Source organism: Chitinophaga sp., from assembly GCF_017745275.1.
Taxonomy (GTDB): domain Bacteria; phylum Bacteroidota; class Bacteroidia; order Chitinophagales; family Chitinophagaceae; genus Chitinophaga.
Map to the genome: position 1 here is coordinate 144,615 of NZ_JAGHZS010000011.1, position 15,354 is coordinate 159,968.

10 protein-coding genes are annotated in these 15,354 nt (G+C 45.4%); 5 read left to right on the plus strand and 5 right to left on the minus strand.

What is annotated here, in order from left to right; translation table 11 throughout:
- Positions 1-195 precede the first annotated feature (195 nt).
- Positions 196-2,211 carry a beta-L-arabinofuranosidase domain-containing protein gene (locus tag J7623_RS29585; protein WP_291928242.1) on the plus strand — a complete coding sequence of 672 codons (2,016 nt, stop codon included), beginning with the start codon at positions 196-198 and terminating at the stop codon, positions 2,209-2,211.
- Positions 2,212-2,260: 49 nt separating this feature from the next.
- Here J7623_RS29585 and J7623_RS29590 read toward each other — a convergent pair whose 3' ends face one another.
- Complete coding sequence (locus tag J7623_RS29590; RefSeq protein WP_291928245.1) at positions 2,261-2,761, minus strand: Lrp/AsnC family transcriptional regulator; 501 nt, start codon at positions 2,759-2,761, stop codon at positions 2,261-2,263.
- Positions 2,762-2,999: 238 nt separating this feature from the next.
- Here J7623_RS29590 and ppsA point away from each other — a divergent pair, with 238 nt between their 5' ends.
- Complete coding sequence (gene ppsA / locus J7623_RS29595) at positions 3,000-5,411, plus strand: phosphoenolpyruvate synthase (protein WP_291928249.1); 2,412 nt, start codon at positions 3,000-3,002, stop codon at positions 5,409-5,411.
- Positions 5,412-5,477: 66 nt separating this feature from the next.
- Here the strand turns inward: ppsA and J7623_RS29600 are convergent, their stop codons facing one another.
- A complete protein-coding gene (locus tag J7623_RS29600; protein ID WP_291928254.1) occupies positions 5,478-6,104 on the minus strand; it encodes a hypothetical protein in 627 nt (208 codons plus the stop codon).
- Positions 6,105-6,481: 377 nt separating this feature from the next.
- Here J7623_RS29600 and J7623_RS29605 point away from each other — a divergent pair, with 377 nt between their 5' ends.
- The gene (locus tag J7623_RS29605; RefSeq protein ID WP_291928258.1) at positions 6,482-7,777 is read left to right on the plus strand and encodes a hypothetical protein; all 1,296 of its coding nucleotides are present in this window, start codon (positions 6,482-6,484) and stop codon (positions 7,775-7,777) included.
- Positions 7,778-7,869: 92 nt separating this feature from the next.
- Here J7623_RS29605 and J7623_RS29610 read toward each other — a convergent pair whose 3' ends face one another.
- From J7623_RS29610 to J7623_RS29620, 3 genes are read right to left on the minus strand one after another with little or no spacing between them, the layout of a single operon-like run.
- On the minus strand, positions 7,870-8,565 hold the full coding sequence (locus J7623_RS29610; protein WP_291928260.1) for a LytTR family DNA-binding domain-containing protein: 696 nt from the start codon (positions 8,563-8,565) through the stop codon (positions 7,870-7,872).
- 4 nt (positions 8,566-8,569) lie between these two features.
- Positions 8,570-9,631, minus strand: coding sequence for a histidine kinase (locus J7623_RS29615; RefSeq protein ID WP_291928264.1), 1,062 nt, complete (start codon positions 9,629-9,631; stop codon positions 8,570-8,572).
- Complete coding sequence (locus J7623_RS29620) at positions 9,624-10,622, minus strand: hypothetical protein (protein WP_291928267.1); 999 nt, start codon at positions 10,620-10,622, stop codon at positions 9,624-9,626. The genes J7623_RS29615 and J7623_RS29620 overlap by 8 nt, the downstream gene beginning before the upstream one ends.
- Before the next feature lie 308 nt (positions 10,623-10,930).
- Between J7623_RS29620 and J7623_RS29625 the strand changes: the two genes are divergently transcribed.
- Together J7623_RS29625 and J7623_RS29630 are read left to right on the plus strand one after the other, a co-directional pair.
- The gene (locus tag J7623_RS29625; RefSeq protein WP_291928271.1) at positions 10,931-13,987 is read left to right on the plus strand and encodes a SusC/RagA family TonB-linked outer membrane protein; all 3,057 of its coding nucleotides are present in this window, start codon (positions 10,931-10,933) and stop codon (positions 13,985-13,987) included.
- A gap of 11 nt (positions 13,988-13,998) precedes the next feature.
- On the plus strand, positions 13,999-15,333 hold the full coding sequence (locus tag J7623_RS29630; protein WP_291928274.1) for a RagB/SusD family nutrient uptake outer membrane protein: 1,335 nt from the start codon (positions 13,999-14,001) through the stop codon (positions 15,331-15,333).
- Positions 15,334-15,354: the final 21 nt, after the last annotated feature.

Consider the following 15,354-nt stretch of genomic DNA (forward strand, 5'->3'; position numbering starts at 1 on the left):
TAAAAAAAGATAGTCACCATGGCTGACTTAACAATGTCATAATATGTACCTCCTAACCCCAACACCTATACGCGTATTTAACATATTTCACCGGCTTTCTCATTTTGATACGTTTTAAAGAAATAATGAGTCATTTGTGATAACAGCCAGTCCGTATTCCGGCTAAATTAGCCGGATAAATTGTGTTGACTGTTCATGAAATTCGTTGCTATTATTTCCACGCTATGGCTGGGTCTTTCCTTAGCCACCCTGGCACAGGGGAAAAAAAACACCATCCCTGTGCCTTCTTATCATCCTAACCGCGCACCGCTTGCTCCTAAACCTTACCTGGCGCTTCCGCTGGGCGCTATCACGCCCAAAGGCTGGTTACACCATTTGTTGGTGCAACAAAAAAACGGGGCAACCGGTCAACTGGATCAACTGTATCCACAGGTCATGGGACAGCGCAATGGCTGGCTGGGCGGCGACGGCGATCAATGGGAACGTGGCCCCTACTGGATAGATGGTTTGCTTCCGCTTGCCTATATCCTCAAAGACACTGCACTCATTGCCAAAGTAAAGCCCTGGGTAGAATGGTCGATCAGCAGCCAGCAGCCGGACGGCTATTTCGGGCCTGCCAAAGACTACCCCGCGGAACCAGGCATTCAACGCGACAATAGCCGCGACTGGTGGCCTAAAATGGTAATGCTGAAGGTGCTCAAACAATACTATGATGCCACCGCTGATCCCCGTATTATTCACCTGATGACGAACTATTTCCGTTACCAGCTAAAAGAACTGCCACAGCATCCGCTGGATCACTGGACCTTCTGGGCACGCTACCGGGCCGGCGATAACCTGATGGTGGTTTACTGGTTATACAATATCACCGGGGATGCCTTCCTGCTGGATCTTGCCAAACTATTACACCATCAAACGTTTGACTATACAAACGCTTTCCTGCATACTTCCCTTTTATCTACCACCGGTAGTATCCACGGCGTAAACCTTGCCCAGGGCATGAAAGAGCCTATGATCTACTACCAGCAACAACCGGATGCCCAATACAAAGCGGCTACCCTCAAAGGCCTGGAAGACCTGCGCCGGTTCAATGGTACGCCACAGGGACTCTTTGGCGGTGATGAAGCCCTGCATGGCAACAACCCTACCCAGGGCGCAGAGCTCTGTACCGCAGTAGAAATGATGTTTACATTGGAAAGTATCCTGGAAATAAGCGGGGAAGTAAGCTACGCGGATCAACTGGAAAAAATTGCTTTCAACGCTCTCCCTACGCAGATGTCGGCCGACTTCATGACACATCAATACTTCCAGCAGGCCAACCAGGTGATGGCCACCCGTCATATCCGCAACTTTGATGTGAATCATAGCGGCACAGACCTCTGCTACGGACTACTGACCGGCTACCCCTGCTGTACTTCCAACATGCACCAGGGCTGGCCCAAATTCACGCAAAACTTATGGTATGCTACCACCGACAGCGGCGTAGCTGCACTCCTCTATGCACCCAGTGAAGTGAAAGTATACGTAGGGGCGCAAATACCGGTTACTATCAAAGAAGAAACCAACTACCCTTTCGAAGAAAGTATCCGGTTCACCCTGAACAGCCCGAAAAAAATATATTTCCCTTTTCACCTGCGCATACCCGCCTGGTGTAAAAACGGCATCATTAAAATAAATGGCCGCGTATGGCAGGAGGCCAATGGCAACCAGGTAGTGAAGATAGCCCGCGAATGGGCTCCTGGCGATGTGCTCACACTGGAGCTTCCTATGCATCTCTATCAGCAAACCTGGAACGAAAATTCTTTGTCGGTGGAACGCGGTCCGCTCACCTACGCCTTACAAATCGGCGAAACGGAACAACTCATCCACAATACAAAAGATCCGGGCGACTACGGTCAAACCTATACGGAAATACGCCCTGCCACCCCGTGGAACTATGGCCTCACAAATGGTCCGGAACATGGGCAATATAAAGTGGTGAAGGCCCCCGTGATTCCCCTTGATCCATGGCACGCCAAACAGGTACCCATCTCCATAAAAACTACTGCCCGAAGAATCCCTTCCTGGCAATTGTATAACGAAATGAGCGGACCCATTCCTAATATCAGTTATGGTATGGAAAGCGATGATAAAGAAGAAGAAATAACACTCATCCCCTATGGCTGCACCAGGTTGCGGATTTCAGAATTTCCGGTGTTGGGAAACCGGTAGACATAAAAGAGGGGACGCCTGACCAGCGCCCCCTACTTTTTAAATTTATTTATTTTTTATGCTGCAATTTCGTTTGCATGCCAGTTGTCAAATTCAGATCTACTTCAAACTTCGACTCCGCTAAAACAAACAGGCTACGGATCTTATAGATGTTCTCCAGCTTCGATAACTTACTGAGATTAAACTGCTCATAGGCTTCCATATCTGCTACCAGTACTTTTAACAGGTAGTCAAACTGTCCGTTCATTTTATAACATTCCATCACTTCCGGAAAAGTATTGATCTTCTGTTCAAAAGCCAGTAGCCGGTCGTGCCCGTGCTCCTTCAGCGTTACGCTGGTATATGCCACCAGGTTTTTACCCAGTTTATTTCTGTTGAGTACTGCTATATAACGTAATATATACCCTTCTGCCTCCAGCCGTTTTACCCTTTCAAATATAGAAGTAACTGACTTACCTAACCTGGAAGCAATCTCTTTATTTGTTGTTCTGGCGTCTTCCTGCAATATGTCCATTATACACATATCAATCTGGTCAGGTATGAAACTCATGCTCGTATTTTTATCAAAAATAGGGATACTGTTACTGATTTAGGAAAAAAAGTCGGCGGCAGGCATTTTTTTTAGTTTTGTTTTCGCTTTTACCCGACTTGTTGTTATTACACCTCCACTTACTATAATTTGCTCTTAGTAAAACACAAACCATCAGTTTGCTGTTATAATATATAAACCACGTTTGGAAGACGTACATCATCCTTCCATATTTTTTATTCACTAAACTCATTTTTATATGAGAGAAAGTATTGTACTGCCGCTAAAAGCGGTGGGCATGGATGCTATTGCCCTGGTAGGCGGAAAATCAGCCTCGCTGGGAGAAATGATTGCCAACCTCGACAAAATGGGCGTAGCCGTGCCCGACGGATTTGCTATCACCACTACCGCTTATTACCAATTTATGAAGCATAGCGGGTTGGAGACATTTATCGCAGAACAGGTAGCTACGGTCGACTTTAACGATATCCTTACCCTGCGCAGAGCCGGGCAAAAAATAAGACAAGCCATCAGCAACACCCGGTTTCCACATGAACTGAGTGAGCAAATCATCGCCGCCTATCATGAGCTGTCACAGGAATACGGACAGGAACAAACAGACGTAGCTGTAAGATCTTCCGCTACCGCAGAAGACCTCCCCGATGCCTCTTTCGCAGGCCAACAGGAAACCTTCCTCAACGTAAGAGGTCCTGCTGCATTGATAGACGCGGTAAGAAACTGCTTCGCTTCCCTTTTCACCGACCGCGCCATCAGCTATCGCGCTAACTTCGGCTACGACCATTTTAGTATAGGCTTGTCCGTATGCGTACAAAAAATGGTACGCTCCGATCTCGGCGCTTCCGGTGTGGCCTTTTCCCTTGATACCGAATCCGGGTTCAAAGATGTAGTAGTGATCAATGGCTCCTTCGGCTTAGGAGAAATGGTGGTACAGGGTGCGGTATCGCCCGATGAATTCATCGTATTCAAACCCTGCATGCAAGCGGGTTTCACACCTATCATCGAAAAGAAGCTGGGCGTGAAAGATAAGAAAATGGTGTATGGAGAAAGCAGCGATGAAAGAACGAAAATTATCCCGGTAGAAAAAAAGCAACAGCAACATTTCTGTTTGAGTGATGTACAAATCATGCAACTGGCTACCTGGGTGCGCGCCATTGAATCTTACTACTCTGATAAAAAAGGCCGCTGGTGCCCGATGGACATAGAATGGGCGGTAGATGGGCTCACCAATGAATTATACATTGTACAGGCACGCCCGGAAACCATTCACTCCAGGAAAGATCATAACCTGATCACCTCCTATTCCATTGATCATACCGACACGGCCAAAAAATTATTAAAAGGCATTGCCGTAGGTGATAAAATTGCTGCCGGCAAAGTGAATATCCTCTTTTCCCTCGATAACCGCTTAATCACCGGCAGTGAATTCAAACCCGGCGATGTATTGGTAACCGATATGACGGACCCCGATTGGGAACCCATCATGAAAATGGCCTCCGCTATTGTCACCAATAAAGGCGGACGTACCTGTCATGCGGCCATTGTAGCACGTGAAATGGGCATTCCTGCCATCGTTGGTTGCGGCGATGCCACGGAGAAATTAAATGATGGCCAGGAAATCACCGTCTGCTGCGCACAAGGCAGCGAAGGCATTGTATACGAAGGTTTATTGCCTTTCCGCGAAGAGCAACTGGACCTCACCAAACTGCCTGCTATACGCACTCCGTTGATGCTGAATGTAGGCTCCCCTTCCATGGCATTCCAGTTCGCACATCTGCCAAACAAAGGAGTGGGACTCGCCAGGGAAGAATTCATCATCAACAACTATATCAAAGTACACCCGTTGGCGTTATTAAAGCACAAAGAGCTGCAGGATGCTGAGCTCTCCGCTAATATAACACAACTGATACAAGGCCATGATAACGAAACCGATTACTTCGTGAACAAACTGGCTTACGGCGTAGGAAAAATTGCCTCCGCATTTTACCCGGAAAAAGTAATTGTGCGCTTCTCTGATTTCAAAAGCAACGAATACTTCAACCTCTTAGGTGGTAAATACTTTGAGCCAACAGAAGAAAATCCCATGATCGGCTGGAGAGGGGCATCGCGCTACTATTCTCCGCAATACAAAGCCGCCTTTGAACTGGAGTGTAAAGCCCTGCTCAAAGTACGTCAAACCATGGGACTAAAAAATGTAGTGGTAATGATTCCTTTCTGCCGCACCGTAGAAGAACTTCAACTGGTACTGGCTACTATGGAAGAATTTGGACTACGCCGTGGCGACAACGGACTCGAAGTATACCTGATGGCAGAAATCCCCTCCAATATTATGATGGCGGAAGAATTTTCCGCTTTCATTGATGGTTTCTCGATAGGATCAAATGATCTGACGCAGCTCACACTTGGTCTCGACAGGGATTCTTCCCTGGTGGCCAATCTTTACAATGAACTGAACCCGGCAGTACAGCGGATGATTTCGCACCTGATTAAAGTAGCGAAACAACAAAAAGTGAAAGTAGGTATATGCGGACAAGGACCATCCGACTTTCCGGAGTTCACAAAGTTCCTGGTACAACAGGGCATTGACAGTATTTCAGTTACACCAGATGCAATCATAAAAACGGTGAGAGCGATACATGAGGCGGAGAAGTAAGAAAAGTAGGAAAAGTTAGATGCTGATAAAACCCTGTGTTAACACAGGGTTTTATCATTTTAAAAACTATTCTTCCAACTGTATAGAGTGGATGATATCCATTACCTTTTTAACAAACAACGACTCTCCACTTTGTCCTTTCTTCGACAAAAATTTAAATTCAAACAACACACCATCGCGTTTTAAAATGGCCAATGCGTCGATATCGTAATACTGTAAACTTCCATCATGGCTTTTTTGAGCAACTCCGACTACAGCAATTAAATGCCTCCCCACCTGTTGAATGGTATCTAGTACAAATTGCGCGTGAGCATTTTCTATCAAAAAAGATTTCTTCACATTGCTGCGAAATGACCTGAGCGCCACCAACGTATCAGTAGTGGTTTGCTTCAACGCTTCTTGTATAACAGTTAACTGCTCCACTGAATCTTTTTGGAAATCTTCATAAAACCATCCGTTTTCCAAGGCAACAGGAAAGGCTTTGGACTGAAAACGATATTTAATTTTATTGCAAGGTAAGCCACAATCGCCGTAATGTATCCACTGGAATGACGTATCCCAGGCAGTTGGCAGGTTCATTCTAATAGTGCCCCTGTTATCTTTCAATTTCAAGGTGGTATTACGTGAAGGCCCCTTTGAAGATTGACAGGCTGTAATTAACAGTACAATAATCAGGTTCAGGATAATACGCATAGATTAAATGTAAGGGTTTTAAAGTTGAAAACTATTATCCTGTGAACGGCACACTATTAACATCATCCCAAACAATGAAGACTATTAACATTATCAATGCACCTTTTAAACAGCATAGCATCAGGAGAAAAAAGTTATCTTGTATCTGATTTTAATGTATCTTAGTAATAGCCGACGATTCGTATCGTTACGGACCTAAATCGAGCAATGAGAGAGAACATATAGACCCAAATTGAGCAATGAGAGCGCGTATTTAACCCAACGCATTATGACGCTTTAACTATGTTAGCCCATTATTAAAGCGCATCCTGCACTATATCAGACCATGATCCCATCATTGGCTAAAGGCATCATTTTTCACCATAAAATTCATCCACATGAAACAAAAGTGTTTATTATTCCCGTTATTCTCTGCATTGTTCATTATTTTATTAGGTACTGCTTGTACCAAAAATCTACGATCCGATCAATTATCCGTCAACAGTAACGCTTCTTTGGCGGCAGGCGCCAATGCAACAGCACTTAATGGTTCCCTGGATAGTCTGCTGGCATACAAAAGCCGTCCCCATGAAATTTATGCCGCCTTCTATCGCTTAGAAGGGCCCTGTTACGGACCGGCTCCATTCGGTACCAATTTTTCCCAGGTACCAGACAGCCTGGATGTACTGATTTTGTTTTGTTTTTCTCCTACATCCCCGGTAGCAAGCCAGGTTCCCGGATGGATCAGCACACTGCATACAAAAGGCACCAAAGTAATCCTGACAGGTGGATTAGACCTCGTTGCAGGCGCCACTCACGATTCTGCCGGCTATGCACTCACGGCGAAACAAATTATGGATAGTACCATCAATAAATATGGATTCGATGGTTATGATATTGACATAGAAAGTAATCCCTCCGGCCAAACCCTGACCGATATGGCCGGTGTATACAAAGCACTTTCCGGTTACCTCGGACCAAAATCCGGTACCGGAAAGCTGCTCACCTTTGATACCAACCAGGATGGCAACAACAATCTTTTCAAAAAAGTATATACGATGGTAAACTATGTATGGTTACAGGCTTATGGTCGTGGCGCCAGTACATTACAATCCACCTGGAATACCTTCTCTCCTTACATCCAATCAACACAATTTGTACCTGGCTTTTCATTCTATGAAGAAAGAGGATATCCTTCCAACGTTTGGTATGATATTACTTATCCGGTAAACGGTACCGGCCGTGCATATGACTATGCCCGCTGGGAACCTTCTACTGGCAAGAAAGGGGGAGTATTTGGCTATGCAGTGGATCGGGATGCACCATTGACTTCTTCAACAGATAACACCGCCTACGCCCCTACTTATATTGTCAGTAAACAACTGATCGCAATAATGAACCCTGCTGGCGGCAATAACGGCACAACCGGTGTAGTGTTTTATCAGGATGCCAGTTATGGAGGCGCCGCCTCACAAGCCATCCCAAAAGGAAATTATACCTTATCTCAATTACAGGCGAAGGGAGTGGTAAATGATTGGGCCTCTTCTGTAAAAATACCTTCCGGCTGGACCGTTATTATTTATGCAGATGATAATTTCTCCGGCACTTCATGGACACTTACCAGCAACAATAGCTGGCTGGGTGGCCTGAGTCCGAGTGCAAACGATAAAATGAGTTCCGCAAAAATCCAATAATACATAAATCAGAAAACCCACGTATTGATAACGTGGGTTTTCTGATTACAAGTAATTTTACCATGGGAAGATAGCTCACGATCAAAAACAAGTCATCTCGGCATATTAATTACCTCCATAAACTGTTTCATATAGGCATCCCCGATAGGCACGTTATAAGCACCTGTAAAAATGCGTTGTCGTTCTATGCTATCTATTTTATCCAGTGAGATGATATAGGATTTATGTACCCGGAAGAAACGAAATGGTGCCAGGATCTCTTCAAAGCTACGGAGATTTTGCAGGGTAAGAATTTTTTGTTGGGTAGTTTGAATCGCTACATAATTCCGCAGTGCTTCCACAAAAAGAATGTCTTTTACATCCACACGGACAATACGTTTATCCGTGCGCACAAAAATATAGTCGGTGCCGGCAGGTTGCGAAATGGCAGGCGTAATTTTAGCCTGCACCCGTTGTACGGCTCTTGCGAAACGTTCAAAGGACACGGGTTTCAACAGGTAGTCTACTGCCTCGCGGTCAAAGCTTTCTACGGCATATTCATCGTAAGCAGATACAATAACGATTTGTATACCAGGAGGCGCCAGCTGCATAAACTCGATGCCACTGAGCTCCTGCATTTGTATATCCAAAAATACGAGATCAATTTTTTCCTGCTTCAGAAAAAGCAATGCCTCCTGTGGATGGAGAAATGTTTTCACCAGCTGCAGGTCGGGTGTTTTATTGATAAAGGATACCAATACCTGTGCCGCTAACGGCTCATCATCTACTACTATACACTTTACTGCCATATCATTACCAGTTAATCACTAAGTTACTATAATATTCATCCTTTTGATCCATTACTTCCAATGTATGTTTGCCGGGATAAATCAGCTGTAAACGCTTACGTACATTATCTAATCCGATACCTCCTGTTTTATCGCGCTGTTGGCCGGATATATAATTATGTACACGGAATATCAATTGTTGTGCATCTCCTATCAGCGTGATGGTAACAGGTTTGTCCGGTCGATTACTCACGCCATGCTTGAAGGCATTCTCTACAAAAGGTACGAGTAGTAAAGGCGATACAGTTTTATCCGGTAACACTTCCGGAGCATCAAATATGACTCCTTCATTACAACCAGTACGTATACGTTGCAACGCAACAAAGTCCTGCAGATAACGTACCTCTTCTTCGATGGGAGCGCGGTAAGCAATATCAGAAGGCTGGTTCACCATATAAGCCAGGAGATCTGTGAGGGTTTTGTGTGCTGTTACTACTTCCGGTGAATTCACCAGCGCCAGCGAATAAATGCTGTTAAGACTATTAATCAGAAAATGTGAATTTAACTGCATCTTCAGAAAACCAGATTCTGCTTGTTGTTGTTGCTGTTGTAAAAGGGCTCTTCGCTTATCTTCCTGTAACCATGAAATAAAAAAGCAATAGGCAAATGCGGCAATCAGGATGATCACTCCGCTCCACAATCCATTGATAAAATAAGTTACGAAAGGTTGATATAGCTGCACCTTCTCCCGGTTAACATAACGGTAGCCGGTATATAAAATCGTGTCGCGGAAAAAAGTATCTGCTATCAGATACTTCAGCACAATGCTGCCCACCATTATGGGCAATACGGTGACCAGCAACCGGCCCCAGTTATTACTGTGGAGGAATGGTGGCACTACCCAACGCAGATAAACATAACATAACAGGAAGTTTAATATCCCAAAAAGCCCATAGTTAATATGAAAACTATGCATCACCTGCGGGGTGCGCTTCACAAGGGTAATAGCATTTAGTCCGTATACCAGTATCATCCATACCAGCATCAGTGCAAAAAATTCAACGATATGTTTACGGGCATTATTCATTCTCTGACCATATATTTATTTTATCCGGAGTCACCAAACCGGCAGTACTTTCAGCAGTCACTGACAACCATGCTGCTTCACGCCTGATATCCAGCGTCATCATCCACCTGCCGGAAACGCCCTCCAGCTCCCGCATTCTTTTATCAGCCAATTGCTGCAGGCGCGATACTTCCACCAGCCCTGCCGGTTCATCGCCGGTTATTTCCAATGTAATGACGGATGTTGTATTGCAAAGATTACGCAACGCTATATAACGTTCAAAGTTCAGTAACTCCTTTTTTAAGCTTACTTTATCCTGCTCCATCGCTTTATCATACAACATATATCTGAGTAGGTCTGATAGCAGCAACATCGCTTTTGTGCCTTCCTTTTCCCGTTTCTCCGGATTCTCTAATAGTGGCGCCAGTTGTTGTAGATTATATAACAACTGCCGGGATCCCTCCTGCATGCGTTCATATCGCTGCCTTGCCTGCGCCGCCGTGGTAGCCAGCAATCGGTCGCCCGGAGCAGCATTCCGCCATTCCAGGAAAAGCCGGTAACTGTACGCCAGTAACGCTACTCCGGTACCTACCTGTATCGTCAGTGGTAAATACTGCATAAAGGTCATAGGCTTGGGTACTGATATCGCCATAGATGCTATGCCTTTTGCCTGCATCATCTTTAATGGAATAGCCCTGAATAATACTTCATCCGGAAAAAGAAAATAACCTATCAGGTATTTAATCACAGAAAATCCCAAAACCGCCACCACAGTATACAGTACCATCCGGCCGTATTGCCGCTTCTTTACTACATCCGGCAGGAATACAAATACCAGCAGGTAAAATAACTGGAAGTTAATAGCTCCATACACCACGTATTTTACAGCGGTCCATTTCAACAGATGCGCATTCGCTAACGCTCCCCTTATCTGCGGATATATATACAGGAGTATGAAGGCCATCCAAACAGCCAGGTGCGCAAAATACCTATATAGTTTATGGTGTTTCATATACACTTACAACCCTGAAGATAGTACTTACCTCCACCGTTCCGGCATAAATCTATGCTTATTTTTTTCGTACCTGTCAAAGCACTGTTCGTCCTCATTAAACCGTTGAAAGTACCTGCTAATGGCTATTTCGTGCTTATACATGTAATTCGGCCTCAAAATTATTTCATCCTTGCCAACACCCGGAATGTACATTCTCCCGGCGGGTATGTCCATTATCCGGAAAAAGAAATAACAGGATAAGTACTTTGGATTTTCATTCTTGTTCGGGACCGTTCACATATCGTAAAAAATCAACCAACTATTGTATGAGAAAGTCATTTTTATTTATCCTCCTATGCATGTCCGGTATCTCCGCCTATGCACAGCAGATCTTAAAGGGAACCGTGAAGGATGCGGTATCTCACCAACCAGTTCCGGGAGCAACTGTAAAAGTAATTGGCGCCACTAAGGGAGCCACCACCAACGACAAAGGGGAATTTGAACTGAATGTGCCGGCGAATGCACAATTGCAAATCATCTCTATTGGTTTCGAAAATGTAGTAATAGCCGCCAGCCTGATTAAGGCGGGGCCTATCATGATGCAGATGAAAGCCATTCATCTTACAGACGCCGTCGTAATAGGGTATGGCGTTCAACAAAAATCAAACCTGACAACCGCCATTTCCACCGTAAAAGCCGACGCCTTGTCTTCCGAAAAAAACATTGCCAGTGATTTCGGTAAAGCACTCACAGGCCGGGTAGCCGGCGTATTTGTGGCATCGAAAGACGGCGCGCCGGGTGGCACGCCTAATATCCTCATCCGCGGCTCACAATCTATCAACGCCACCTACGCCAATCCACTGATCGTAGTGGATGGACTCATCCTCGAAGGCAACACTGTTTCTATTAATAATATCAATCCACAGGATATTGAGTCAATAGAAGTGCTGAAAGATGCCGCATCAGCAGCAATATACGGAGCCAGAGGTTCCACCGGTGTGATTATTGTCACTACTAAAAAAGGAAAGCTCAATAGCAAACCTTCGCTGAATATCAATATGTACACGGGCGTTAATAATGTGCCTACTTCCCGGCATATGCTCAATACCACTGAATATACTTCGGCTTTTAACGATTCCCGCAACAACCGGATCAGTGATATTGATGCACTGCTGGCTAACCCGGATGGCCTCCTTCCTGCCAGGATCAGTCAACTGAAAAACGAAAAAAACACACTGCAAAGCCAGCTGAATGGCCTCCATATGGCCAACCGCAGCATCGATTGGCTCGATCGTATTAAAAATAAAAATGCGCCTGTCAATAACCTGCAAGCCAGTATGAGCGGTGGCGGTGAAAAGAATAATTATTACATGTCGCTGGGCCGGTATGCAGAAGCAGCCACTATGGGCACCGGCAATTTCGAAAGATATACCGGCCGCCTGGATCTCACCCAACAGGTGAACAACTGGCTGAAAGTAAACGGTAATATCAACATTACACAGTCTGTCAGAAAAAATGTCAGTAACCCGGTTGTTACTGCATTCAATGCCCGGCCAGATACCCCGGAAGATCCGGTACTTAACCCCGATGGATCACTGGGCTATTATGTGGGCCAGCAACAACATCCACTGGGCGCTATGATGGATAACAATAATAAAGATAAAAACAATGTATACTTTGGTAGCCTGTCGGCAGATGTAAAACTGATGAGTGGCCTTTCTTTCCGATCGGCTTTCAATGCTACCAAATTTAATGATCTCAATATTGCCTTCTCCCCGGCAACTGGCTACCTGGGCTCATTCAACAAGGGTATATTCAAAAATCAGAGCGTAGACAATTTCTCTTATAACTTCGATAACTACTTCACCTATACGAAAAGGATCAGGCGCCTGGGAATCAATTCCACACTCGGGTATACGTTCTACAACAACGAACTGAATTACTACGCTTATGATATTTATAGTTTTCCGAAGGTAGATGGTATTACCGGCGCAGGGTCCGGCGCTTCTTATGGCAGCCCTTTTAATATTGGCAGTTATAATAACAACTACAAAGAAGTATCTGATGCCTACTTTCTCCGCACCGGCTTCGACTGGGACGGTAAATACCTGCTCAACGCCTCTCTCCGCCGCGATGGTTCTTCCAAGCTAAGCGCCCATTCCCGCTATGCCTGGTTTCCTTCTGTTTCGGGCGGATGGGATATGGCCCGTGAAAATTTCCTCGCCGGCAGTCGCATCATCAACCAACTAAAGATTCGCAGCAGCTATGGCATGAGTGGTAATATCCGCCCACTGAACTATTTTGATGCGCAAAACCTGCTCAATGCTACCTCCTATATGGGCAATTCTGCCCTCATGCTCGGCACTACCATTGGTAACCCGGGTATACGATGGGAAAGAACCAGGCAGGTAGATGCAGGCGTAGATGTAACCTTACTTAATAACCGGGTTACTTTTACTGCAGACTACTATAACAAAACCACCGACGGCTTATTAAGCGCTAATAACATCTCTTATATCTATGGTGCCGCCTCTATCCCAGACAACATCGGCGTTATCCGCAACTATGGTGTAGACCTGGAACTGGCTGTCAGCAGCCGCGCCGGCGCAGCCTTCTCCTGGAAAGTGGAAAGTAATATGAACATCAACAGGAATTTACTGGTGTCATTAAAAGATTCCCTTATCAGCTACGGCGCCTTTACTTTCGGTGGCCCATACAGCAGAGCTAAAGTTGGACAATCGTTAGGGTCCGTACAGGTATATGAATCCATGGGCGTAGATCCGCAAACCGGTGATATGCTATATAAAGACCAGAATAAAGACGGTAAATGGGATAGCAATGATATGATTACTGTTCCCGTGGCCCTGCCCAAATTTACCGGAGGTACCAATATTACCTTGTCTTACAAAAAAATCACTGTATCAGCTTTATTCAACTATGTAGCAGGTAACAAAATATACGACTTCTACGAACAAACACTTCGTAACTATGATCTTGACTACTACGGCGTAATGCCCAATAAATTTGACATCATCAACAAACGCTGGAAACAAAAAGGAGATATCACCGATGTACCGAGAGCGGTTACAGGTGTGCACGGCGCCGGACAAACCACCGACTGGAACTCCCGGCCCTCTACCCAGTTCATATATGATGCCTCTTATGTGCGCCTGCGCAATCTTACAGTAGCCTATGAGCTGCCGGCAGATTTACTGGCGAAAGCAAAAATTACACGGGCACGCCTATACGCATCTGCGCAGAATGTATTCACCATCACAAAATACATAGGATTTGACCCGGAAGCCGCTGCCAATACAGGTATTGTAACATCTAACCTGCCAAATCCCCGCTCGGCTGTTATTGGTATAGATCTTTCATTTTAATCCGTCACTACATGAAACAACATACGCTATTACACATCGCAGCTATCGTTACCATCGGCTTATCTGCCTGCAGCAAGCAGTTGGATGACGTAGCCCCTAATACCAAAATTGCTTTTTCACAGCTCACCAAAAACAACCTGCCACTGGTGATCAACGGCGCTAAACTGGCGCTCACCAACAATAATGCATTCTATACCTACTATGCACTACAGGATGTTATGAGCGATGACTTTCAGTCGCTGGGTTTCACAGCCTACGAAAACAACAACATTCCGTCGAATGACAACACCCTGGTACCGGCTTACCGACAACCATATCAATGCATCGCCAATGCCAATATGGTCATTCAATATGCCACGCAATTTTCCGGCGACAGCACGGTGAACACTGCCCTTGGTGAAGCCTTCCTGCTGCGTGGTTTTTCGTATATGTTACTCTCAGAATGTTTCGGTGACGTAGTGATCATTAAAGGGGATGAAAACCCTAAAAGTCGCCCTCCGCGCAACCCGGCAACAGAAGTAAACCAGTTTATTGAATCGGACCTTAAAAACGCGATCGATCACTTGCCTGCATATACAAATGCTGTCAGCGGCTCCAAACAAAGCGCGCAACTATTACTGGCTCGTTTCTACCTGAACCACGGCAGATACGATGAAGCCTTATCAATGGCAAACGCCGTGATCAGCTCTGGTAAATTCAGCCTGCAATCCAACTTTGGAGATATTTTCAAGTCTTCCGTAAATAGCCCCGAAGCGATATACAAAATCAACGAAACCAGCACCAGTACCTTTTATGGTCTTCCCAATATATATGGCCAGGGAGGAGGTACCAACTCCGGGCAGGCGGGGTCAGGTAATACCTGGGCCGACAGCAACCTCGTAAAATCATATGAGCCTGCAGATATCCGCCGCAGCTACTTTGCCCGTACCAAAGGTGGTGCTATCGTTGACACGGTATACTTCATCACTAAATTCCCGCAGGAATTAACGCCTTCGTATGTAGTATGCCGTTATAGCGAGGCTTTCCTGATTGTTGCCGAAGCCAATGCCCGCAAAGGCACCGTAGATGTGACTACCTACAACCAGTTACGCAGCGCCCGCAATGCCAGCACTGTTAACAACACCGACTTTGCCACACCCGCCGCCTTCCTCAGCGTCATTGAACAGGAAAGAAGAAGGGAATTTATAGGAGAAAGACTCAGATGGAGCGATATGCAACGCTTTGGTAAAATGAATACCTGGCTGCAATCGTTCGGACAACCAGTTACCCATGTGCTGATGCCCATTCCATCCAGGGAGTTTTTCATTAACGACAACCTGGTACAAAACGCCGACTACAGCAGGTAAAAACGGAAATCAATTATATTT

What these genes read in the sequence shown, in the direction of transcription:
- J7623_RS29600 (WP_291928254.1), bottom strand. Translation starts at nt 6,104, where the DNA reads ATGCGTATTATCCTGAACCTGATTATTGTACTGTTAATTACAGCCTGT.
- J7623_RS29590 (WP_291928245.1), bottom strand. Translation starts at nt 2,761, where the DNA reads ATGAGTTTCATACCTGACCAGATTGATATGTGTATAATGGACATATTG.
- J7623_RS29610 (WP_291928260.1), bottom strand. Translation starts at nt 8,565, where the DNA reads ATGGCAGTAAAGTGTATAGTAGTAGATGATGAGCCGTTAGCGGCACAG.
- J7623_RS29620 (WP_291928267.1), bottom strand. Translation starts at nt 10,622, where the DNA reads ATGAAACACCATAAACTATATAGGTATTTTGCGCACCTGGCTGTTTGG.
- J7623_RS29625 (WP_291928271.1), top strand. Translation starts at nt 10,931, where the DNA reads ATGAGAAAGTCATTTTTATTTATCCTCCTATGCATGTCCGGTATCTCC.
- J7623_RS29585 (WP_291928242.1), top strand. Translation starts at nt 196, where the DNA reads ATGAAATTCGTTGCTATTATTTCCACGCTATGGCTGGGTCTTTCCTTA.
- J7623_RS29615 (WP_291928264.1), bottom strand. Translation starts at nt 9,631, where the DNA reads ATGAATAATGCCCGTAAACATATCGTTGAATTTTTTGCACTGATGCTG.
- ppsA (WP_291928249.1), top strand. Translation starts at nt 3,000, where the DNA reads ATGAGAGAAAGTATTGTACTGCCGCTAAAAGCGGTGGGCATGGATGCT.
- J7623_RS29605 (WP_291928258.1), top strand. Translation starts at nt 6,482, where the DNA reads ATGAAACAAAAGTGTTTATTATTCCCGTTATTCTCTGCATTGTTCATT.
- J7623_RS29630 (WP_291928274.1), top strand. Translation starts at nt 13,999, where the DNA reads ATGAAACAACATACGCTATTACACATCGCAGCTATCGTTACCATCGGC.